This window comes from Bifidobacterium pseudolongum subsp. globosum (genome assembly GCF_000741295.1).
GTDB lineage: Bacteria > Actinomycetota > Actinomycetes > Actinomycetales > Bifidobacteriaceae > Bifidobacterium > Bifidobacterium globosum.
This window is the reverse complement of sequence record NZ_JGZG01000002.1, coordinates 154,129-177,628: the sequence shown is the minus strand read 5'-3', so window position 1 is coordinate 177,628 and position 23,500 is coordinate 154,129. Positions and strand designations below refer to the sequence as shown.

Annotated in this window: 13 protein-coding genes; 5 read left to right on the top strand and 8 right to left on the bottom strand. The window is 60.2% G+C overall.

The genetic code is table 11. The features are described from left to right. The coding region (locus BPSG_RS01690) for an IS256 family transposase (RefSeq protein ID WP_034878934.1) at positions 1-332 on the top strand (332 nt) is incomplete at its 5' end. 73 nt (positions 333-405) lie between these two features. Here the strand turns inward: BPSG_RS01690 and BPSG_RS01685 are convergent. The 6 genes from BPSG_RS01685 to BPSG_RS01660 form a co-directional block, all read right to left on the bottom strand. Then, entirely contained in the window at positions 406-936 is a 531-nt protein-coding gene (locus BPSG_RS01685; RefSeq protein WP_162174658.1) for a hypothetical protein, read from the bottom strand. Positions 937-948: 12 nt separating this feature from the next. Beyond that, the gene (locus BPSG_RS08605) at positions 949-1,215 is read right to left on the bottom strand and encodes a hypothetical protein (protein WP_129887680.1); all 267 of its coding nucleotides are present in this window, start codon (positions 1,213-1,215) and stop codon (positions 949-951) included. A gap of 329 nt (positions 1,216-1,544) precedes the next feature. Further along, positions 1,545-5,078 (bottom strand): BspA family leucine-rich repeat surface protein, encoded by a 3,534-nt coding sequence (locus BPSG_RS08255; protein ID WP_080720424.1) that lies wholly within the window; start codon positions 5,076-5,078, stop codon positions 1,545-1,547. Positions 5,079-5,181: 103 nt separating this feature from the next. Continuing rightward, complete coding sequence (locus BPSG_RS01670) at positions 5,182-10,881, bottom strand: Cna B-type domain-containing protein (RefSeq protein ID WP_034878932.1); 5,700 nt, start codon at positions 10,879-10,881, stop codon at positions 5,182-5,184. Then, a complete protein-coding gene (locus BPSG_RS08250) occupies positions 10,874-11,812 on the bottom strand; it encodes a sortase (RefSeq protein ID WP_238548920.1) in 939 nt (312 codons plus the stop codon). The genes BPSG_RS01670 and BPSG_RS08250 overlap by 8 nt, the downstream gene beginning before the upstream one ends. Positions 11,813-11,903: 91 nt before the next feature. After that, positions 11,904-13,805 (bottom strand): isopeptide-forming domain-containing fimbrial protein, encoded by a 1,902-nt coding sequence (locus tag BPSG_RS01660; protein ID WP_160268239.1) that lies wholly within the window; start codon positions 13,803-13,805, stop codon positions 11,904-11,906. A 206-nt stretch (positions 13,806-14,011) separates the two neighbouring features. Here BPSG_RS01660 and BPSG_RS01655 point away from each other — a divergent pair, with 206 nt between their 5' ends. Beyond that, positions 14,012-15,001 carry an IS256 family transposase gene (locus tag BPSG_RS01655; RefSeq protein WP_238548919.1) on the top strand — a complete coding sequence of 330 codons (990 nt, stop codon included), beginning with the start codon at positions 14,012-14,014 and terminating at the stop codon, positions 14,999-15,001. 272 nt (positions 15,002-15,273) lie between these two features. Here the strand turns inward: BPSG_RS01655 and malQ are convergent, their stop codons facing one another. Further along, positions 15,274-17,484 carry a 4-alpha-glucanotransferase gene (gene malQ, locus BPSG_RS01650; protein WP_026644128.1) on the bottom strand — a complete coding sequence of 737 codons (2,211 nt, stop codon included), beginning with the start codon at positions 17,482-17,484 and terminating at the stop codon, positions 15,274-15,276. A gap of 370 nt (positions 17,485-17,854) precedes the next feature. Then, complete coding sequence (locus BPSG_RS01645) at positions 17,855-19,462, bottom strand: alpha-amylase family glycosyl hydrolase (RefSeq protein ID WP_026644127.1); 1,608 nt, start codon at positions 19,460-19,462, stop codon at positions 17,855-17,857. Positions 19,463-19,720: 258 nt separating this feature from the next. On the opposite strand from BPSG_RS01645, the gene BPSG_RS01640 reads away from it, so the two are divergent. The 3 genes from BPSG_RS01640 to BPSG_RS01630 all read left to right on the top strand — a co-directional run bounded on the left by BPSG_RS01640 (position 19,721) and on the right by BPSG_RS01630 (position 23,499). Continuing rightward, on the top strand, positions 19,721-20,983 hold the full coding sequence (locus tag BPSG_RS01640; RefSeq protein ID WP_026644126.1) for an extracellular solute-binding protein: 1,263 nt from the start codon (positions 19,721-19,723) through the stop codon (positions 20,981-20,983). Between the two features lie 219 nt (positions 20,984-21,202). Next, entirely contained in the window at positions 21,203-22,606 is a 1,404-nt protein-coding gene (locus BPSG_RS01635) for a carbohydrate ABC transporter permease (RefSeq protein ID WP_026644125.1), read from the top strand. Positions 22,607-22,644: 38 nt separating this feature from the next. After that, positions 22,645-23,499 (top strand): sugar ABC transporter permease, encoded by an 855-nt coding sequence (locus tag BPSG_RS01630; protein ID WP_051592118.1) that lies wholly within the window; start codon positions 22,645-22,647, stop codon positions 23,497-23,499. The last annotated feature ends 1 nt before the right edge of the window (position 23,500 follow it).

Below are 23,500 nucleotides of genomic sequence, written 5' to 3'. Positions count from 1 at the left end.
GCGAACTGCTCGAGGACGCGCTGGCCCATCTGGCGTTCCACCGGGAGCACTGGGTCGGACTGCGCATCAACAACGTGCTTGAACGCGCCAACGCCGCGATCAAGCGACGCACCCGCGCCGTGCGGATCTTCCCCTCACGCGAGTCCCTGATCCGGCTGGTCGGCGCCGTGCTCGTCGACATGAACGAGACCTGGACCCGGCACCGGTTCATGAGTGCGGACGACATGAAAACCACACTCGACCCTGGCGAGAAGCCATGCGTGAAGATCACCGCCGAGACACGGCAACGCGCCGACCAGATCACCATGACCGCGCTCGAGTCCGTGGCATGAGCATATAATCAAAACCAACCGAGGCCGGCGACGACGCCGACACCAACATTTGAAACGCGATCGAGGTTGTACATCATCGCTCCCTTCCGACGATGACGTAGATGCGTGCCAGAGAGATTCCGGCGCTGGAGGCAAGGTCTTTTGCCGTGGCTCCGCGATTCCATGCCTTGCAGATGATTTCGTTGCGTTTTTCGGTGAGTGTTTCGGTTTCGGCCTGCAAGGTCTTGATCCGTTTGGACAGGTCGATGATGTCGCACAGCATTTCGTCTGTCTGTTGAACGCCTTCGGGGTTGTCGTAGTAGGCGTCGAATGTGTTGCGAATGACGTCTGCGCTGTTTGGGTCGATGTCGTCGGGTTGGATGTCGGTGCTGTCGAGGGAGTTGATCTGATTGAGGTATGTTTCCACGCCTTCAAGCGAGGACTCCTCGCTGATGTCGTATTGGCCGGCGAGCTCTTTGGCTAGCTCTTGGTGGTGGTCATATCTTTCGCCTTCTGTTTTCAATGGGGTTGAATTGTTGTGTTCCAGTATATTCAACCCCATTGAACGATGCGCCGAAGACGAGAAAAAGATGAGAAGGGCGGCGCATGGGCTATCCGCACGCACCACCCTTCCCAGCTAGCGCAGATCGGACTGCTGCCGGTCAATCCGCGCTATCAAATCCTCCAGATCGTCCGGGTCGATCGAATCGTCCCGGTCTTCCTCCCTGACGAAGCTATTGCCCGGTTCGGAGCGGCCGCAGACGAGCTTGATGTACGGGTGGCGAGAACCTCTCATGATGTCGCGATTCTCATCATCCTGCAACATTTCCTCGATAAGCGGCCAACAGTCTTCGCAGGCATCGTTAAACATGTCTTCGGCAGGCAAACGGCTGGAACCGGGCATGCTGTAACATACGGGTGGTTCTGCGTCGTCACAGTTCACGGAGTCATACAGAGCAGCCAGAAACTTCAGGAACGAGCTGACCTTTTTCTTGTTGTACGGTCGAGTTCTGATGTTCGATCTCCTTTCATGTCGGGCAGGGACTTTCCCTGTCTGACACCCCTGAATCCATTGTGAGCCAAACATGAGCCAAAGCACCATATACATGGTATGGAATCCTTGATATTCCAAAGGTTATAAGATGTTTTATGTGAGGGTAAGGCTCCCGTCAATCGGATTCGTCGATGGTGCAGCGACCTCCAGTTTGAAAGAGACGCTGCACCATCGCTTTATTATCCGCGTTTGCCTCGTTGCACGGCAAGGAACACGCCGCCCAACAGGATCGTGGCGCACAACGCCCAAACAGCCACATTGCCTGTCTGGGGGAGCAGGGGCGCGTTCCAGATGCGGTTAACGAATGTAGGTTCGGTTCCGTTCCGGTAGTTCACCGTGGTCTGCAACCTTCCGGAGCCATTGTCCGTCACGTTGACCGTCACCGTCACGATCTGCTTGTCATAGGTTATGCCACTATCCACACCGATGACCTCGCGCATCTGGTACGTGTGAGTTCCGGGCTGGTCGTATTCCAACTGGGGGAACGTCACCGTACCGTCCTTGAGGTTCGTCGTATCGGCCACGCCCACGCAATTATCTGGGTCGGCGTCGGTTGGGCGCACTTCACACAGGGTGAATCGGAACTGGTCAGCTTTCAGTACATACGCCGTGTCCGTGTTCGCGTACAGCAGTTTCTTGACAGCCTGCACCATGGCGGCACCGTTCTTCGGCTCGTATTTGTTGACTGCGGTCACGGTGACGGCGGCGTTCGCGTCCAAGGTTCCGTTCGCATTGACGAGCGCATTGTCCTTGAGCGTGTACCCGTCTGGCAGGTTCGTTTCGCTCACCTTGTACTTCGCATGGGCGGGAATGTCCTTGATGGTGGCGGTCTGACCGGCTTTGAGCGTGAGGTTGAGTTTGCCGTCCTTGAATGTGACGGTCTGCGCATGGTCGCCGATGCTCATGTTGTAGTCGCCGTTCACGGGTTTGCCATCACGATCGGTCAATTCCACATCAAACGTGAACTGGGTGTCCTTGTCCGGCGTGTACTGGTCGGCATGCTCGACGCTCTTGCTAATGCTCAGAACGGCAGGTGTCGAAGTATTACGGAACACGGTGTCACCCAAGATGATTGCTTCGGCCTTCAACTGTTCGCCCTCGCCGGTCACTTTCACGCTGATCTGCACGAGATGATCGTCGTACTGGATCTTGTCGTTGTTCGGATTCTTCTCGCGCACCAGATAGACGTGCTCGCCTTCGGCCGTGTAGTTGATCGGCTGGAATGCGACCGTCGAACCGATGTTCCGCACGGTCTGGAGCACATGGCCGTTCTGGTCGAGTAGCTCGAACTCGTAGGATTGGTCGGGCACATTGCCGTCCATGAGCTTCGTGAACTTGAACACGATCGACGTGCTGCCGGGGGCATACTGGTTCGTGAACGTCGTCGTACCCGTCTGCAACGGTGTGATGATCGAGCTCGTGTTCTCCGCCCCGACCTGAATCCAACCGGGCAGCATGCCCGAGGCGGGTGTGGACGGCTGTTCGTCCGCGTCGCCCAGTTTCTCCCATTGCGCGTACACCGTGTACCTGTCACCGTCATTATGCGTGGCGGGGGTGAGCGTGGTGAGCACGGGATTCATGTCACTGATCGGATCAGGCTGTGCCGTCCAACCGGCGAACCGGTATCCGAATCGCATGAATTCGCAAGAAGGCAGTTCCACCGACAAATCCTCGATCGGTACGAGCATGCGGGTTTGCGTGCCGATGCCACCGTTCGCATCGAAGTTCACGATCCATGATGGCGTGTATTTCACGTAGACGATTCCCTGCTGGTATCCGGTGGGGGTGTTCTGCATGGCATCATACAGGCTATCCCATGAATTGTATTGACGGTCGCCTGTCTCTTCGATGAACTGGGGCATTGCATTGGAGAAATATGTGGCATTCCAATGAATGAATGAGTCACCGCCAAGCTGACTCGCTGGAACGCCGATACGAGTGAGGTTGCCGCAATTATAAAACATCTGATCCCAGTAGGTACTTCCATTCGGTATCGAAGACAGGTTCCAGTGTGCGATCGCACTCACATCGGACAGGCCCGTGCAGCGGGAGAACAGGTAGCTCATGTTGGTGACTTGGCTCACGTTCCAGTTGGCGAGGGCGGACAGGTCGGACAGGCTCACGCAGTTGGAGAACAGGTAGAGCATGTACTTGACGTTGCTCACGTTCCAGTCCTTGAGGTCGGACAGGTTGGACAGTCTCGTGCAGTTGGAGAACAGGCCGTTCATGTCGGTGACGTTGCTCACGTCCCATTTGGCGAGGCCGGACAGGTCGGACAGGCCCGTGCAGCGGGAGAACAGGTAGCCCATGCTGGTGACGCTGCTCACGTCCCAGTCCTTGAGGTCGGACAGGTTGGACAGGCTCGTGCAGTTGGAGAACATGGAGCCCATGTTGGTGACTTTGCCCACGTCCCAGTTGGCGAGGGCGGACAGGTCGGACAGGCTCGTGCAGTTGGAGAACAGGGAGTACATGCTGGTGACGTTGCCCACGTCCCAGTTGGCGAGGGCGGACAGGTCGGACAGGCTCCTGCAGTTGTAGAACAGGGAGTACATGCTGGTGACTTGGCTCACGTTCCAGTTGGCGAGGGCGGACAGGTCGGACAGGCCCGTGCAGTTGGAGAACAGGTAGCCCATGTTGGTGACGTTGCCCACGTTCCAGTTGGCGAGGGCGGACAGGTCGGACAGGCCCGTGCAGTTGGAGAACAGGGAGTACATGCTGGTGACGTTGCTCACGTTCCAGTTGGTGAGGGCGGACAGGTCGGACAGGCTCGAGCAGCCGTAGAACAGGGAACTCATGTTGGTGACGCTGCTCACGTTCCAGTTGGTGAGGGCGGACAGGTCGGACAGGCCCGTGCAGCCGGAGAACAGGGAGCCCATGCTGGTGACTTTGCCCACGTTCCAGTTGGCGAGGGCGGACAGGTTGGACAGGCCCTTGCAGTTGTAGAACAGGGAGTACATGCTGGTGACTTTGCCCACGTTCCAGTTGGCGAGGGCGGACAGGTCGGACAGGCCCGTGCAGTCGTAGAACAGGGAACTCATGTCGGTGACTTTGCCCACGTTCCAGTTGGCGAGGGCGGACAGGTTGGACAGGCTCGAGCAGTTGGAGAACAGGGAGTACATGCTGGTGACGTTGCTCACGTCCCAGTTGGCGAGGCCGGACAGGTCGGACAGGCTCGTGCAGCCGGCGAACAGGCGGCTCATGTTGGTGACGTGGCTCACGTCCCAGTTGGCGAGGCCGGACAGGGATGCAAGGAATTTTTGCCCATAAAACAGATAACTTGAATCCTGATTCAGGATGATCGTACCTTGAGACTCGATGCGCGTCACATTCATTCCGTACCAAGGAGCTCCTTCCTCACGGCCATTCGTGGAACCCAGTTCACCGCTATCGCCCGACTTGGGGCGAATACGAAGCACACCATCCTCAACGCTCCACAAGCATGTACCCCATTCATTCCATTGCATAGTGTCCTCAACCGGGATAACCCTGTTCTCCATGGTTGTATCATTCACTGCTGGTCTGACGGTCGGCTCGTATTCCACCAGTGTCTGCGTGATGCCGGTGTCTCGCTTGATCTCGTGAACCTTGGACTGTTCACTGTCCGTGTTCGCGCCCATGCTCGACACTCGGCCCAACCATTGCGAAGTGGTCATGGGAATACCCGGCATCATCACCGTAAGTCCCATGACAAGTGCAATCAGTGCGCGTACCATGATGCTCCTCTTCCTCTCGTTCTGTTCCTATCAACGGGTTGTTGTGTGTTGTGTGAATGTGGTTGGGGAGGGGAGTGCCGGGGCGGAGCCCCCGGCACCCGTGTCAGTCGATCGAGGCGACTTCGGAAACCATGTAGGTGGTGCCGCCCGGCAGTTGGTCGATGATCTCGATCCAGCCTTCGGCGGGAACCATGATGCGGATGCGGTTGTTCTTGACTTCGATCTCGCTGGTGGTTTCGTCCATGTGGTCGATTTCAAGGTCGGTGGCCTCAGGATTCCTCCACACCGGGGTCGAGGTCTTCACGGTCAGCTTGCCGGGCAGGCTCGCCCCCCTCGGCGCGTTGAACACGATCTCTACAGGGAATTGCGTGTCCCTGCGGGCCACGGTCTGTTCGTCCTCCGTGATGTTCTTGACCACCTTCAGGCCGCCGTTCGCTGCTTGGTTCGTCCACACGAGCGGCTGGGCCGGGTTGCTGAACTGTTGTGCGATGTTCAACGAGCCGTCGCCGTTGTCCGTCACAGTCACGGTGACGGTTTCCTCGTGGTTGTCCCAGATGATGCTCTTGTCCGCGGCATCGACCTGTTCTCGAACCGTGTAGGTCAGTGTCTGGCCGACGTTCTTCTCCGTGTAGGACAGGGCGGGGAAGCGGGCTTCGCCGTTCGTGTCGGTGGTGGCGGTGGAGACGATGTTGCCTGCCGCGTCCACGAGTTCGAACGTGAACCGCTTCTTGGACAGGTCGCCGCCGATGAACTGTTTCGCTGCGGTCAGGTTCACCGTGCCGGATGCATGGTATTCGTTCCTGAACTCCGGCAGGTTCACGTTCTCACCGTCCTTGACCCGATAGGTGGGGGTGGCGGTGATTGTGCCGTCGCCGTTATCCACGACCGTGACAGTTGCCTCATAGGTCGCTGTGCTGTACGTGTATCCGGGACGGTTGGCGTTCACCTCACGGATCGTGTACGTGTAGGTGCGTCCCACGTCCTCGTTCGTGTAGCCGATCTGGCTGAACTGGACTTTCCCGTTCTTGTCGTTGGTGGCCGAACGGATGACATCGCCGTCCTCGTCCATGACCTCGAAACGGAACTGGTTGGCGCGAAGGTCGCGGCCCTCAAGGGTCTTCTTGGCTTCCAACTGTGCCGAGCCGATGGTGGTGTACACGTTTTCGACTTCGGCCGCATGGCTGCCGCCGGACGTGACCGTGCCGCTCATTCCGGTGCTGCTGCCGATCTGGAAGCCATTCGTGTCGCGTTCGACCCACACGTATTCGAAGCTGGACGGCACCTTATGCACAGTGATGGTCTCACCGTCACGGATGGTCACGGTTCCCCCGTTTTCGATGGTGCCTTCGCGATCGCCACGGCTGCTCGTCCACTCGTATCGGCCGGTCGCATACTCGTAGATGGGTGTGCCGTCCGTGCCGGTGCCGATCTTCTTGCGCAGGGTCAGTTCGAACGTGAACGGCGTGTCCTTGCTGGCGTCGGTCGTGTCGGTGGCGCGTTTGGTCAAGGTGATGTCGCCATACGGGTAGTACGTGTTGACGATGCCTTCCGCCGTGTATGCGGGGGTATAGCCTTCCGTGTACTCCTCTTCGACCTCGTACACGTATGCGACGGTCTTGCCATCCACGCGATGGTTCTTCAACAGGTTTACGAACTGGTAGTGCCAGTTGCCGTTCGTGTCCGCATGGACGGTCTGTGACTTGATGCGCTTGCCGTCCTGCTTGAGCCAGACGGTGATGCTTGCCGGCCGGGTGTTCGGATCGGTCTCATTTTCCCATGTCTTGACGCCTTCGATGTTGACACGATCCGGTTCGTGCCGGTTCGTGGCGGTGATGGTGGCTGTATTGCCATCCTGTTTCACCGTGTTCGACACTTGGTATCCATTGGGAACCGGCTCTTCGCGCAGTGTCCATTCGATCATGTCACCGTTCGGCAGGGTCTTGGGTAGATACTCGTATCGGTGCGTCCAATCGTTGCCGTTGTCCAACGTCACCGGCTCGCCATACGGTTCGCCGTTGCGCAGCAGTTGCATGGTCACGTTCGGCGTGCGCAGACCGTCACGATCGTCGTCATCGTCCCACATCTTGCTCACGTTCAGGTTGTACGGTTCCAAGCCGAGTTTCGTGTAGTCCTGATGGATGTAATGGTTGGATTCCTGCCCGCCGGAGGTGAAATGCGTGCTGGACATGTACACGTTGTTGTAGGCGTGCGCCTTGGCTTCGATCGCCTGTCTTGCCGTGTCGGAGTCGGGTGCGCGCATGCGGATGGTGAACTGGACGGACTGGTTGGCGTCAAGCACGAATTCGCCCCCGTCACTCTGGTGTCTGCAATCCACGGCGATTGCCTTGACTTCGGCGGGATTGGCGGGCATGCTTGTCGTCCACACGCCGGTGTCGTTCAGGTCGGGAAGATGCACGGCCTCGCCGTCGTCCTTGTATTGGGTCAGATCGACATGGCGGGTCGCGTAATACACGGTCGGTTCGATGCCCTTGCGTCTCAATGCTTCCACGTCCACTCCGAGGAAGGAGCCTTCCCACTGCCTGTCACCATGGTCGGGCTTGTCCGCCGTGGGCTTGTAGGCCTCCAGATCATCGTAGAACACGATGTTCTTCAGCCTCTCACCGTCCGTGTTCTCCATGCGGATGCGGTACTTGTAGGTGCCGCTCGTGGGGACGACGATGGACTGGGTTTCGTCGATCGAACCGTCCTTGTCCTTGTCCAAGCCGGTGCCCCAACGGCCGTCCACGTCGCTGGACACGTCCTTCTGCAAGCCGGTGAGCGCGTAGGTGCGTGCGTGGATGATGTTGCTTGCCTTCGCGTAGACGACAGACGGGTTGTCGTTGCCGTCCACGAGGCCGGTCATGAGGTCGGCCGCACCGGCCGTCGCGTCCTTGGAATACGTGTTGTTACCGGCGTCGGGATTGTCAGGCTCGCCTTTCATGCCGTTCACCGTGCCCAGATAGGGGGCGGTGGACGCATAGGCGATATGGTTGTCGAGCTTGATGTCGATATCCTTCATCTCGTTCCATGTGTAGTAGCCGTCGAACGTGACCGAATGACGCTGTCCCCAACGGTAATCCTCGGGGTATGCGCCCTCATAGCGGGGCACCCATTGCGGTGCAGTGTTGTTGTCCACGGTGACAATGAGCATGGTTCGTCCCGAGCCACGCCAATTGTCCACGGTTCTGAACGACTTCAATCCGGGTGCGCTCACACTGTTCGCATTGAGACGGAAGCCCAATGGCAGCAGATCATAGTAAGTGCCCGACTCGTCCAATGGGAGCACATGGTCTGCCACGACCTCCTCGTAGTCATTCCTGGAGGTCTGGTTCGTGACCACGGTGACGGTCGCGGAATAGTTCACGCGCACCTGTTTGGCGATCTTGTCCGCCTGCCCTTGCGGCTGGGGTGTGCCGGTCTTGGTCATCCACACCGACTGTGCGGCGCTGGAGAGACGATCGACGCCCTGTGTGCGGTCGGAGTAGAGTGTGACGGTGGTCGGATTGCCGCTCGCCGCGCCCTGTACTTGGGTGATGGTCTCACCTGCCGTGTTGCGCACGTCCGTGTACCCGTTCGTATCCGAGTTCGCCATCAGATCCTGCACGGTTTTGACTACTTTGTCGGTGGCGCGGAAACGAATGGTCGCAAGCGCGCCGGTCAGGATGCCTGCGGCGGCGGTCTCGTATTCGCATTTCCATTCGGTCAGGCGCGCCCCCTGCGGGAATGTGATGGTCGCACCGTTCGCGGTGGCACCGTTATGTGCGGTGACGGTCGGAGTGGCCGCCAGCCCGTCGTCGCCCCATGTGACGGTCGCGTAATGCACCCATTCGCCTTCACCCGAACGGGCATGGTATTCCTGTACCGGGCGTGCAACCGTGCTGTCTGTACGATAATTCCAACCGTAGTGGCTGGAACCGCCATAGGAGTACATCTGCGGGGTGAGCACCCTGATCTTCGTGAATTCATAGTCGTCGGCGGTCAACTTGTCACCGCCCGCGTTGTTCAATTCGTTGAAGTAGATGCCGTCGTCGAAGTTCGTCACATGCACTGGCAGTTTGCCGTAATGCTCGGAGCCTATGATCGCACATCCGCCGCGAGACCATGTGCCGTCCGTGGGGTTCTGCACAGGCGGCTGTGATTCGTCGCACGTCCACGGATACGGATAATTGTGTGTGCCCACATTGTAGGTCAGATCGACGTCCTGCCCCCTGGCGAGACGGTTGAGCACATATGGGTATTGGCCGATGTGGTCGGAGGCCCCCAGATACGAGTAGTCGCCGTTGGAGCTGACGCCCGACTTGTAGCTGATGAAGTGGCCGGTGGGCACGCTCCACGGGTATTCGCGGTATACGTCGGTCGCCACGGCGTTTGTCGAGGTGACACGGTTCTTGCGGTATTCCTCACTCGATGGGTCGTTGCCTCCGTCGCCACGTTGGGTGAGGCTGTCGGCTGTGATCAGCGTGTAGTTCACATTGTTCTTGACCTGTTTGATGTTCACCGGCCCGCTCGGCTGCCCGTTCTTGTCGTAATCATACGCGAACTGCTCTTTCGGGTAGGCGCAATACGTGTGGTAGAAGAAGTTCGTCCCATTGTTTCGATACACGGCGCCGTTCGTCACGTTCTTCGCCGTCAGCGACTTGCGGTCGGCGCTGACGGTCGCGTTCGGGATGGTGGTGCCGACGATGATGCCGTCCGCGTACCGGTTGTCCGGCGTGTCCGGCCTGTTCGGGTCGATGATCTCGTTGAATGCGGGTGTATCCTCTACGTCAACGGTGAAGTATTGGTTTCCCGAGATGTAGGCGTAGGAATACCAGTCCACGTAATAGTAGTCGTCCGGGTTCAGACCGGCTGGCATCGTGAACCCGCTCGGCTTGCTCGTCACGACACCGCTGGAACGTTTCGTCGCGGAGCTGATCTTCTCATCCGTGATGATCTTCGCGTCGATCAGATTCGACGTCTTGGAAATCTCGTTGCCCTCATGGGTGGTGACCTCGATGACCGCGCCGAACTCGGCCGACAACGCGCCGGAGACGACTTCGGCGGGCACCACGTCATCCCAATACACTTCGAAGTAGCCTTGGTAGGCGGCCGGTATCGTCTGCGCGTTGGAGATGACGATCTTGTCGTCCACACGCTTGTAGGTGAGCACCGCGCCCTTGGCCGGGTCTTCAGGCACGGATATGTCGATCCGGCCCTCGTCCTTGCCGAACCTGTCCTTGAAGATGTTCAACGGTATGGTGATCCGCACGTCACCCGGCTCACACTGGTATTGGCCGGACACGGAGAAATCCACGCGCGCGCCGAATGTCAGACCGGTGTTCGTGCTCGGCTGTTTGACCAATGTTTTCTCGCTGGTGTCCAACCATTTCGCGGTGATCTTCTCGATGGTCGTGCCATCCAGCGTGGGGCGATCGTCCTCTCCGTCGGCGTTTATTGCCGTCTTACCGACGTTCCTGTCCGTGACGAACAGTCTGTTGAGCAGTCCGCCGATCAGCGGCCATCCGCTGTATCGTTCCTGCGGCAACGGTTCGGCCTGCGTCGGCTTATATTCGCCGACAAGCCCATCGAGCTTCGTGTCCTGTTCGGATTGCTTGGCGAGATCGTCACCGGTTATCATGTGCTCGCCGTCACCTTGCGTTGTTGCCTTGTCGTCCGCTTTCAACGTCTGATCTGCCGTGGTGATCGTCGTGTTCGCCTTCACTGTGTGCAGCATGTTTGATCCGGTGGCGTACGCACTTGTCGGCATGAGCAGACCGAACGAGACGGTGAGTGCGGTCAACGCCTTGAGAACTCGCTTACGCATGATGCCTACCTTTAGCTGTTTTGATGTTCGAATGCTTGCGGATGATATGGAAGATGACGGCGGCGGTGATTGCAATGACGAGAACGACCAGTGCCCAAATCAATGCCTGCAATCTGGTGTCTTTGACCGAATCCGCTGCGGGGGCGGGCGACGGTGTTCCGACCCTGTGCCCGCTGATGATGAGCCGGTGCGTGTTCACGCCGATCGGGGTGCATGTGACCATGCTCACCCTTGCCGTTCCCGACTTGTCCGGCGCTGGTATCTGCGTGCGCATGTCACTGGGGTCATCGGTCTTCTTGGCTGTTACCGAGGTTGCCGTGCGGGCTTTGGCTTTTTCCTCTTGGAGTGCTTGTTCCACTTGGTCGGGTAGCACGGTTGTGGTCGCATCCACTTGGTATGCGTGGGTTGTGCCGTAGATGTTCACGTAGAAGTATGCGCCTTGCCTCAGTTCGACGAGCCTGCTGAACAGCAAACCCTGCACGCCTCCCGAATGGGCGGCGATCACGGAACTGGTGCCTTCCTGACCGACCGGCAACGCAGTGCCGTACATGTGGCCCGCTCCCTTGTCGAGCACTGTGTCGAGGGTCGTATGGTAGATCGGCACGGTCACGCTGATGCTTGGTATGTTCAACGTGGCGATGGTATTCCCACCCATGTTGATGTATTCGGAGTCGAGCAATTCCAGTGGCTGTCCGTCCTCATTGCGCATGTCCGCCGGAATGCTGGACCCGAATCGTTGCTCAAGACGGTTGTTGTATTCAAGTGCGGCCTGGAACATTTCGGCGCGCTTCACCATGGGCCATCCTGACGTCTCGTGAACCGCGTCCTTTGCGCTTTGCCTCACCATATGGTCATTGACGAGGATATGGTAGATACTCCATGACAGGAGGAGTGAGCTGAGCAGGTACAACAGCCACGCGATGACGGTCACGGCGAGAAGTATCCGGTCTTCCGCAGTCCTGTGCGCCTTGCGTCTGGCTGTGCCCATGCTGTGTGCTCACCCCTCCCCGGAGTTCCGATTGTCAAGCCATGCTTGATGTGGAGCCGTTCTCGTCGGACATCTGCTTACGACGCAGTTTCACACCGACGATCAGCAGTGTTGCGAACGCGCCAGTGGCGAGGGCAGCGCCGATGGCCTTGCTGATCGTGCCGCCGGTCTGAGGCAGGTCGGAGATGTTCTTCGTGTTCTTCACCGTGACCTGTCCGACGTTGAACTCATGGCCGGAAACCGGTGCGTTCGTGTTCGAAGTGCCGTTGACGACGAAGTTGCCGAATGTGCCAGCATTCACGGCGGCGTCCACGCCATCCACTGTTCCGTCGCTGTTCGCGTCCTTCGGGGTCAGGGTCACGGTGAACGTGACCGGATTCGCGCCGAGGATGTAGCCTTCCGGCGCCTGCGTTTCGGTGAACGTGTACACGGTCGCACCGGAGTTGTCCGCAGCCAGGCCATTGATCGTCACCGGTTTGACGGTGCCGTTGTCGTCGTAGCCCACGCTGATCGAATCGACGCTGTTCGCGTCCTGAGCGCTACCGGCCTTGACCGCCGTGTACTGGTCTCCATTGGCGCTCTTGATGAACTTGATCTTCGTGCCACCGACGGTCACATCGAACCTGGCTCCCAAGAGCTTGCGGGTTTGCATATCCGTCTTCTCGATGTCGAGTTTGACGTCGTAGAGGTTCACGTCGTCGGTGAGCCTGGCCTTGTCGTCGGCGACGTTCGGATTGTTGGAGAAGTCCAAGTCCACTGTGTTCAGCGTGGTGTGCGCGTCATCGTCGGCGGTGTCCATCTTGAGGCTGGTGATGACGCCATCGTAGGTGAGTTTGATCCGCTCTCCCTGATGTGCGATGAGCGCCGCCGGGGTCAGTGCGACGATGAAATCGTTTGAATCCTCGGTGGTGGTGTTCTTTGCCTGTGTGTACTCGGAGGCAACCATGTCCGTCCATGTGGTGCCACCATCATTGCTGGACTGGAGCTTGAGATTGCGCACCGTGCCGTCCGTGTTGAACGGGTCGATGTTGTCCGACGGATTATCGGTGAACTGGAACGTGGTGGGCGTCCATGTCGGATAGTCCGTCTGATAGTTCGGCACGTTCGTGGTGATGGTGAACTGGCGGCTCGTGCCGATCTGGATAAGCTGGTCTGGGTGTTCGACCTCTTTATCCAAGGTGACTTTCTCGGCCTTGAGGTTCAATGCGCCGAGCGTGTAGGTCACATCCGTGTCGCCGTGTTTGGTGGATACCTGAGTGTAGATGGTGCCGTCCACGGTCGCGCCGGTGCCGGTGAGCATCGCACGGGAGACGGTCTCTCCCTTGAATGCGTCGGTTGTGGTGTCGATCTTCGGTTCCTCGACGATGAGGTACAGGCCTTCCCGATCGTCGGGCACGTCGATGACCACCTTGCCCTCTGAGCCGATGGCGGTGATTGCCGGGTTAGAGGAAAGCGAACCCATCAGCGAGTCGGCCAGTTTGCGCACTGCCTCGGAGCCCGCGTTCGTGTTGCCATACACGTCACTGCCGTTACCGTAGAAATACTGTCCGATGAATTGAATCAGCGTCATGTTCTCGTATGCGCCTTGCAGGGTGATCTTTCCGTCTGTGACGGTGAACACGCTCTCCACCCCACTCGGGTAGGCGGCGAGGATCGCCGTGGTCAGTGCCGAGTCGGTCACTCCGTCCGCTAGGGTCAGGTCGAAGCCGGTGATCTTGCCGTCCTTGACCGCCACATCCTTGTAGCCGGCGATACGAATCGCTTTGAATGTGCGCCCGTCCACGGTGGGGGCGATCAGATTCGTGCCGCCTGCGGGCGCGGTGATGGTGATGTCGTTGTTCGCCGATGTTTCGTCGGCGTTGGCGATCAGGCCGGTTGCAAAGGTCGCCGTGATGGAAAGCAGGGCGATTACGGCCAATCCGGTTCTTTTATGCATGCTCGCTGTCCTTCCTCGATGTTCGTGTAATGGGTCGGGGCACTTGATGGCTCTTCTCTCCATGACGAACCGTTTTCGCAAGTAGACACAGTGTAGCATAGTTGTCTGGTTGTGCGTCAAATGTTGGTGTCTGGCTCCGGGTATGAAAAGGGGTCGTCGCCTGGAATCGGTTAAAGCCAAAAAACAACTGATTTGAGGAGATGACCTTGACGGCCAGTGTATCCGATGATGTGGCCTTGACGATGGATGACATGCCGTTGGGCGAGGGCGACCGCAGGAACGGCTACCGCGAGAGAAGGCTTCGGACGGTGATCGGCGAGATCGTGCTGCGGGTGCCCAAATTGCGTGAGGACACGTATTTCCCCGAACGGGTGACGCGCCCGTACTCGCGTGTGGACCGGGCGATGGTGGGCGTGGTCTCCAGGGCGTATGTCAACGGGATGAGTGCCCGCAGGATCGAGAAGGTCGCGGGCGGGCTGGAGTTCGGCCGGTCGGGCCCGTCGACGGTCTCGCGCATGCTCGCTTCGCTGGACGGGGAGGTCGACGCGTCGCGCCAGGGCGAGTTCGACGCCGGTTCGCCGGTGCCGTACCTGTGGCTGGACGCGACCTACGTCAAGTGCCGCGACGACGACTCGCGCGTGTGTTCCCGGGCCACCGTCACCGCGATCGGCGCGTTCATGGACGGCACGAGGCGTTTCGTGGGCTTCGACCTGGTGGACACCGAGTCGTACGACTCGTGGAAGCGGTTCCTGCCCTCGCTCAGGAAGCGTGGGGTGGGCGGGGTGCGCTTGGTCACCTCGGACGCGCACGCCGGCCTTCGCCGCGCGGTCATGGACCGCATCGGCCGGATCGGCCGGCGCGCCGGCGAACTGCTCGAGGACGCGCTGGCCCATCTGGCGTTCCACCGGGAGCACTGGGTCGGACTGCGCATCAACAACGTGCTTGAACGCGCCAACGCCGCGATCAAGCGACGCACCCGCGCCGTGCGGATCTTCCCCTCACGCGAGTCCCTGATCCGGCTGGTCGGCGCCGTGCTCGTCGACATGAACGAGACCTGGACCCGGCACCGGTTCATGAGTGCGGACGACATGAAAACCACACTCGACCCTGACGAGAAGCCATGCGTGAAGATCACCGCCGAGACACGGCAACGCGCCGACCAGATCACCATGACCGCGCTCGAGTCCGTGGCATGAGCATATAATCAAAACCAACCGAGGCCGGCGACGACGCCGACACCAACATTTGAAACGCGATCATGTTTTTCGCCGTTCCTGTCATTTTTCCAATGCTTTTGTGACCAAAACAGCGAAAGCAGGGGGATGACAGGGCGGAAGGCATGGTAGTCGTTCGGCGGTGAAGATGGCGCCGCAATGTAAATGGCCTCCCCTGAGGAAGGCCATTTACATATGAGGTACAGGCGAATCAGTGGTCCGTAATTTTCGGCGGCACCATCACACGCGGTGAATCAGCGGTTCATGATCTTCGACAGCGCCATCACGCGCGGCGAATCAAACACCTCGTCGGTTGGCACGACCTTGCCGTGCTTGTCGCACAGCGGCATGCGCCAGTTCGGGTATTCGCTCGACGTGCCCGGCTGGTTCTGCGTGCGGGTTTCGCCCACACCGTCCACAAGCGCGGCCTGCAGCAGCAGCGAAGGGGCGTCCTTGAGCATCGCGTGCATCGCCTCGACGATCTCTTCGATATGCCCTGGCACATCCTGCGCGGCCTCGGCGTTGAGCCAGCCGCCTTCGATGAGCACGTCGAGCATGGCGCGCTGTTCGGCCTTCGCCGAGGCCATGAACGCGTCGACCGGTTCGCTGAGCAGATGCAGCCGCTCGCGCAGCTTGACGTGCTCGTACTGCAGGTAGCCGGCGGTCGGAGGCAGGTCGTGCGTCGTGACCGAGGCCAGCGCATATTCGCGGTAAGTGCTCGGCATGGCGTATGGGTCGCCGGCGGTGGGGGAGTCGTCGATGCGCGCGAACCATTCGACGATGGTGCCGAGCACGCCGTGGTCGGCGAGCACCCTCGACACGTACTTCGGCACCGTGCCAAGGTCTTCGCCGATGACCATGCCGTTGACACGCGAGGCCTCGAGCGTCAGCACGGCGAGCATCGCCTCATAGTTGTAGCGCACATACGCGCCGCCGCGCGGGCCTTCGCCGGCGGGAATCCACCACAGGCGGAACAGGCCGAGCACATGGTCGATGCGGATCGCGCCGGCGTGCGCGAACATGTTGTGCACCATGTCGCGGTAGACGGTGTAGCCGGTCGACTCCATGTAGTTCGGGTCGAACGGCGGCTGGCCCCAGTCCTGGCCCTGCTGGTTGTAGAAGTCCGGCGGGCAGCCCACGGTCACCGTGCCGACGGCGAAACGTTCGGGGCTCCACCATACGTCCGAACCGTAGGTGTGCACGCCCACGGCCATGTCCTGCATGAGGCCGAGCGCCATGCCGCTATCTTTCGCGGCCTGCTGCGCGGCCGACACCTGCTCGGCGGCGATCCACTGCAGCCAGCACGCGAACTCGTACAGGTCGGCATGGTCCTGCTCGAGTTGCGCGATCTCAGGGCTGTCCCGGTTCGTGGTGGAGAACCAATCGACGCCTTCCTCCCACGGTGCGCCCCACACTTCGAACGCGACGCACCACAAGGCGAACGCGCGCAGGTCGTCGCCCGCTGCATGGCGGAACTCCGCGAACGCCGTCTCGCGCTCGGCGGAGCGCTTCTGGTGGAAGATGATCTCGAGCGCCGCGCGCTTGGCGTCCCATGCCGCGTTGATGTCGATCGGCTCGGGATTGGTGTTGTTCGCAGCCACGCGGTCGTGCAGGTCGCGCACGGTGGCCCGGTCGGCGTCATCCAGCTTCTCGAATTCCGGGATGTCCTGCGGGCGGATGTAGGTGACGTTCAGGAACCGGCGCGACTCGGGCAGGTACGGGGAGGGCTCGAGCGGGGTGATCGGGGCGCTCGCGTGGATCGGATTGATGAGCATGAAGTCGGCGCCGGATTTGGCGGCCGCGTCGGAGGCGAGCATGCGCAGGTCGCCGTAGTCGCCGACGCCCCACGACCCGGCGGAACGCACCGAGTACATCTGCGCCATCCAGCCCCAGCGCTGCTGGTCCTGCACTGCCTGCGGCACGGGGATGCGCGCGGGGGCGCACAGCAGCGCGCACGAGATGGTGCGCTTGCTGTCAGTGAACGTGAGCGTGTGGTAGCCGGCCGGGATGCCGTCGTTGAGGCTGAGCGTGTAGACGTTCACGTCGTCGCTCTCCGACTGGAACGCCAGCTCGCCGAATTCACCGGTGAACTCGGAGCCGTCTTCGAGTATGAGCGTGACGCGCGGGTCGGTGCCGAAGACGTGCAGCTGCACCGACTTGGGGGTGCCCAGGAACTTGACGATGGTGGGGGGAGCCAGCAGTTCGTGCTCGTACTTCCGGCGGTCTTCGAGCGCCGTCGTGATCGCCTCGTCGGTGGAGGCGTCCACGCCGAGCGCCTGCAGCACGGTGACGAGCACTTCGTCGCGGATTTCCACATAGGTGCCCAGCTGGTCGATGTACGAGGTGGAGATGCCCCATGCATTGGCGAGGCGGATGAGCGGGCGGGCGAGACGCTCTGCGCTTTCCCTGGGATTGTCGGACGCCTTGAGCGCGTTCCCCTGCTGTGCGGCGTTGGCTTCGGCCATCATTGCTCTCTTTCCCCTGCAATACGCAAGTAGTCAACATAGAGGGTGGTTGGCGTGCGCGGTGGTCCATCGTTGGCTCCGCGCGCGTCTGATTGTGCTTCAGTATACCGCATTGTGAAAGCGTTTGCAAAATAGTTGACACGAGCAAACAAGCTGGAAAAGCAAGGAAACAGTGAAATCTGACTGTGTTCTGGGCGCGTTGCGTTCTCCCACGTTTGCAAGAGCCAAAGCGTTGTGTGGAGGTGTGGAACGGGCGCACTGCATGGGCCCGGCGGTCGATTGCAGGCGCCAGACCCATGCCGGTGCATGCAAAAGCCCGCGTGCGCGGGTGGTGCACGCGGGCTGGGATGGTTCGTGCGGTTAGCTGGATCTACTGCAGCACGGCGAAGGACTGCGGGGGCAGTGTGAGCGTGGTGCCGTCGAGGGCGGGTTCGCCCACCTCCAGCGTAATCGTGCGCGCGCCGGAACCGTCGCCGGCCGGCAGCTCAATGATCTCCGTCTCGCGGCCCGGATTGACGGCGACGATTGCGCTGACGCCTTCGGCGCTGCGCTTGAAGACGAAGGACCGCTTGTCGTCCGCCGCGAACAGCGTCTCGAACGCGGCGTCCGGGCGGAATGCCGGCGTGGCGTGGCGCGTCTGGAGCGCCGCGTGCACGATGTGCCACAGCGAATCGCCATCATCGATCTGGCCCGCCACGGTCGGCGCATCCTGCGCGCCGTCGGTAGGCAGATAGAGCGCATTGGCCGAGGCGCCGGAGAAGCCGGCGTTCGCCGAGGTGTCCCACTGCATCGGCGTGCGGCTGCCGGTGCGCGTATAGGCGCCTTCGTGCGTGGGCAGGTCGCGGTAGCGCATACCGATCTCGTCGCCGTAATAGATGAACGGCACGCCTGGCATGAGGAGCATCGTCGCGTAGGCGAGTTTGATCTCACGCGGGCTGAGGCGCGGCGCCACGCGCGCGGTGTCGTGGTTGCATGTGATCAGGTTGAAATAGCCGTGCGCACGCTCGGCTTCGCGCAGGCGCGGCTCGTATTCGGCGAGGAACGGGCGGATGCCCGCACCGCTGTCCGCGTTGAAGTAGCTCTTGTCGCCTTCGTGAACGAGCGGCGTGTCTGTGTTGCGCAACAGCAGGTTGTAACCGTTCGGCTCGCCGTCCCAGCGCCAGTCGAGGTAGAAGTCCATGTCGAATCCGGCCTGCAGCGATTCTTCGGGGCGGCCCCATTCGGCCACGAACGCCGCTTGGGGGAACTCCTCGCGGATTTGGCCGAACATGTACTGCCATGTGGCGATTGTGGCGGGTTTGCCGCTGTCGTCGCCCTTGACGAGGCTGTCCGCCATGTCGACGCGGAAGCCGTCGGCGCCGCGCGAGAGCCAGAAGCGCATCACGTCGAGCATGGCGTTGCATGTGTCGATTGCTGGATCGGAGAGCACCGCGTTCTGCCATGGGCGTGAAGGATGCGCGAACCCGTAGTTGAGTGCGGGCTGGAACGCGAAGAAATTGACGATGTATGCACCGTTGCGCGGCATTTCGCCACCGATGAACGGCAGGCCGTCGCCGCCGGAGATCCATGTGTCGGTCCAGATGTAGCGGTCGGTGTACAGGTTCGGCTTGTCTTGGCCGCTCGCGATGAACCACGGGTGTTCGTTGCTCGTGTGGCCTGGCACCAGGTCGAGCAGCACATGCATGCCACGCGCGTGCGCTGCGGCGAACAGGTTCTCGAGGTCCTCATTTGAGCCGTAGCGGTCGGCGACACGCGTGTAATCGCTGATGTCGTAGCCCGCGTCGCGGAACGGCGAGGCGAAGCATGGGTTGATCCACAGCGCGTTGCAGCCCAGCGTTGTTATATAGTCGAGGTGCTCGGTGATGCCGCGGATGTCGCCGATGCCGTCATTGTCGGAATCGGCGAAACTCGCGGGGAACACTTGGTAAAACGCCGCATCGGAGAGCCATGGTGCGGGGGTGTGTTGCGGTTGATTCATGAGTCGCTCCTTAACAATGCAAACGTGTTTCATTTGTCGAAAAACTGGTACTCGCATGGTGGACAATTTTGACAACGTTTGCAGGTGTGGTATACAGTATAGGCCACTGAAGCGTTGCGCGGATTGGTGGTGAACAGCATCACCGCCTGCGCTGTTTCATTGCGGGGGCTTCCCTTGGGAAAGTCGCCGTATGAGGCATGTCCGCGTGGCGTTGAGGATTGACAAAAATGCGATTGCATTGATGGAAAGGAAAGGTCAATGATGATCAATTGGAAGAAGGCGGTTGGGGTCACAGCTGCTGCAGCTATGCTCATTCCGATGGCGGCTTGCGGTGGCAATGACAACAACAGCAACGGTGGTGCGTCGAGCGCCCCGGCTGAGACCCAGTCCGTGAACCTGAGCGTGTGGTCCCCGCAGGAGGACGCCGACTGGCTCAAGGATATGGAAGCGGCCTTCGAGAAGGCTCACCCTGAGTACAAGGTGACTTGGAAGAACTCCGTGGTCTCCGAAGGCGACGCGGCCAAGACCGTGCAGACCGACCCGTCTGCCGCCGCCGACGTCTTCATGTTCGCGAACGACCAGCTTGGCACCCTGCAGGAAGCCAACGCGATCGCCCCGGTGAACGACACCGTGGCCGCCCAGGTCAAGGAGCAGAACGACCAGACGATCGTCGATTCCGTCACCGGCACCGATGGCAAGATCTACGGCGTTCCGTACACCGGCAACACCTACTTCATGTTCTACAACAAGTCCAAGTTCACCGAGGACGACATCAAGTCGCTCGACACTATGCTCTCCAAGGGCAAGGTCAGCTACCAGCTGCAGAATTCCTGGTACATCCCGGCCTTCTATCTGGGCGCCGGCATGACCATGTTCGGTGAGAACGGCAATGATGCCAAGGCCGGCATCAAGTTCGAAAACGCCGATGCCGTCTCGAAGTACCTCGTTGACCTGGTTGCCAACCCGAACTTCACCAACGACGATGGCACCGCCGGCCTGTCGAACCTGACCTCGGGCGCCGTCGACGCCTACTTCTCGGGCTCCTGGGACGCCGCCAAGGTCAAGGAAGGCCTGGGCGACAACTACGGCGCCGCCGCCATGCCGACCTTCAAGGCCGATGGCAAGGACTACCAGATGAAGTCCCTCGCCGGCTCCAAGGCCGTCGCCTTCAACCCGAACGCTCAGAACCAGAAGGCCGCTTCCGAGTTCGCCGCGTTCCTCGGCTCGACCGAAGCCCAGAAGAAGCACTGGGAGATGCGTCAGATCATCCCGACCGACAAGACCCTCACCGATCTTGAAGGCATGAAGGAAGACCCGGCCGTCGCCGCCCAGCAGAAGACCCTGGCCGAGACCTCCGTCGTGCAGCCGACGATCGCCGCCATGAACGCGTGGTGGACTCCGGCCGAGACCTTCGGCAAGTCGCTCGTCAGCAAGGAAACCAATGCTGACAACTACAAGGAGAAGACCCAGGCCTTCATCGACAGCGTCGACAAGGACGTTGCCGCTCAGAGCGCTGAATGATTCTGAGCCTGGCATTCACCCCGGTGAATACTAGTCAGCGATAACTCAAGTGTGCGGAAGGTTTGAGACTCTGAGCCTTCCGCACACATCATGTTCGGAGTCACCACAACGTGCCCCGGGCGCTTGCCGCACAGCCGCGCGAACGTCCCATTCCAGTGCAATGCCGCCGGAACCGCAGGCACCAACCATCTGTTAGTACAAGAAGAGAGGCGGTAGGGGATGAGTACAGTCACCCTTTCACAACGAGAACTCAAACGCCGCCGGAAACTGGGCGCGGAGTATGTGGCCCCCTCGCCATATACGCTCAAGGCAGCGCTCGAAAAAGGCGACATCTTCACCAAGCTGTCGGCCCTGGTTTTCGGTCTGGGCAACATCGTCCATAAGCAGTACGTCAAAGGTCTGCTGTTTCTTGCGGGCGAAGTCGGCTTTATCCTATTCATGATTTTCTCGGGTGCACACAACCTGTCCATGCTGCCGTCGCTCGGCTGGCGCAAGGAAAGCTCGGGATGGGTCGGTGACGAGTTCGTGCACACCCCCGGTGACAACTCGGTCACCATCCTGCTGTACGGCGTCTGCACGCTTGTGATCTGCCTGCTGTTCCTGCTGTGGTGGTCGCTCGCGATCCGCTCCGCCTACAAGGCGCAGTGCCTCGGCGGCAAGAACGGCCGCGCGCCGTCGTTCATGGACGACATCCACACGCTGTTCGACTCGAAGGCGAACATCCTGCTGCTCGCCCTGCCAGTGGCCGGCATCCTGATCTTCACCGTGCTGCCGCTGATCTTCATGATCTCGATGGCGTTCACGAGCTACGACCACAACCACTTGGTCCTCTTCGATTGGGTCGGTCTGCAGAACTTCAAGGCCGTGTTCTCGAACTCTGGCAGCATCATCTCCGGCCGCCTATTCCTCTCGGTCCTCACATGGACCCTGGTCTGGGCGTTCTTCGCGACCTTCCTGAACTTCTTCTTCGGCCTGTTCCTGGCGATGATCATCCAGCGCAACACAACGCGCGGCAAGGGCTTCTGGCGTGCGGTCTTCTCGATGTCGATCGCCGTGCCGCAGTTCGTCTCGCTGCTCGTCATGCACCAGATGCTGCAGCCGCAGGGCGCGGTGAACCGCATCCTCGAGCAGTGGGGCTGGATCAACGGCCCGATGCCGTTCTTCACCGACACCACATGGGCCCGCGTCACGGTCATCGTGATCAACCTGTGGGTGGGCATCCCGTACACGATCATGCAGGTCACTGGCATCCTGCAGAACATCCCGGCCGAGCTCTATGAGGCGGCCAAGATCGACGGCGCGAACTGGTGGCAGATCTTCGTCAAGATCACGATGCCGTACATCATCTTCGTGCTTACCCCGTACCTGATCACCACCTTCACCGGCAACGTGAACAACTTCAACGTCATCTACCTGCTGACCCGCGGCGACCCGATCCCGGTCGGCGACTCGGCCGGCAAGACCGACCTGTTGATCACATGGCTGTACAAGCTCACGGTTGATCGCAGCGACTACAACCTCGGCGCCGTCATCGGCATCATGACGTTCATCGTTCTGGCTGTCGTGTCGCTGATTACCTACCGCAGCAGCGGTTCCTACAAGAACGAGGAGGCATTCCGGTGAGTAAACACACTCAAATCAAACCGCAGAGCCAAGGATTCATGCATGACCAGCGCAAGCGCCGCATTGTGGCCGACATCGCGACCTATGTGTTGCTGACGGTGCTGGGCATCATCTGGCTGCTGCCGATCGTGTGGATCTTCCTCGAGAGCTTCAACAAGAACACGGCCCCGTACCAGGAGACATTCTTCCCCACGGAGTTCTCGCTCGACAGCTATATCAGCCTGTTCACCGAAACGAAGGTGCTCAACTTCCCGCGCATGTTCATGAACACGTTCATCATCGCGGTCTTCGTGTGCATCATCTCGGTGTTCTTCGTGCTCTCCGTGGCGTATTGCATGAGCCGCATGCGCTTCCGCGGCCGCCGTTCGTTCATGAACTTCGTGCTGATCCTGGGCATGTTCCCGGGCATCATGTCTGTTGTCGCTATCTACTTCATCCTCAAGGCCATGGGCCTGACAAGCGACGGCATGACGATCCTGGCGCTGATCCTCGTGTACTCCGCCGGCACCGGCGCGGGCTTCTACGTGATGAAGGGCTACATGGACACGATCCCGACTTCGCTCGACGAAGCGGCGATGCTCGACGGCTGCACCCGCTGGCAGGTGTTCACCAAGATCATCATCCCGATGTGCCGCCCGATGATCGTGTACCAGGCGATCGTGGGCTTCCTGACCCCGTGGCTCGACTTCGTCATGGCGAAGGTCATCGCCCGCACGCAGGACAACTACACCGCCTCGCTGGGCCTGTGGCTCATGCTTGACAAGGAGTACATCAACAGCTGGTTCGGCCGCTTCGCGGCGGCCGCGGTGCTCATCTCGATCCCGATCGCAATCCTGTTCATCGTGATGCAGCGCTTCTACCAAGAATCCATGTCGGGCGCGGTGAAGGGCTAAT

Excerpts from the sequence above, each read along its gene's own strand:
- BPSG_RS01640 (WP_026644126.1), top strand. The coding sequence starts at position 19,721 with ATGATGATCAATTGGAAGAAGGCGGTTGGGGTCACAGCTGCTGCAGCT.
- BPSG_RS01635 (WP_026644125.1), top strand. The coding sequence starts at position 21,203 with ATGAGTACAGTCACCCTTTCACAACGAGAACTCAAACGCCGCCGGAAA.
- malQ (WP_026644128.1), bottom strand. The coding sequence starts at position 17,484 with ATGGCCGAAGCCAACGCCGCACAGCAGGGGAACGCGCTCAAGGCGTCC.
- BPSG_RS08255 (WP_080720424.1), bottom strand. The coding sequence starts at position 5,078 with ATGGTACGCGCACTGATTGCACTTGTCATGGGACTTACGGTGATGATG.
- BPSG_RS01645 (WP_026644127.1), bottom strand. The coding sequence starts at position 19,462 with ATGAATCAACCGCAACACACCCCCGCACCATGGCTCTCCGATGCGGCG.
- BPSG_RS01670 (WP_034878932.1), bottom strand. The coding sequence starts at position 10,881 with ATGCGTAAGCGAGTTCTCAAGGCGTTGACCGCACTCACCGTCTCGTTC.
- BPSG_RS01630 (WP_051592118.1), top strand. The coding sequence starts at position 22,645 with ATGCATGACCAGCGCAAGCGCCGCATTGTGGCCGACATCGCGACCTAT.
- BPSG_RS01660 (WP_160268239.1), bottom strand. The coding sequence starts at position 13,805 with ATGCATAAAAGAACCGGATTGGCCGTAATCGCCCTGCTTTCCATCACG.
- BPSG_RS08605 (WP_129887680.1), bottom strand. The coding sequence starts at position 1,215 with ATGCCCGGTTCCAGCCGTTTGCCTGCCGAAGACATGTTTAACGATGCC.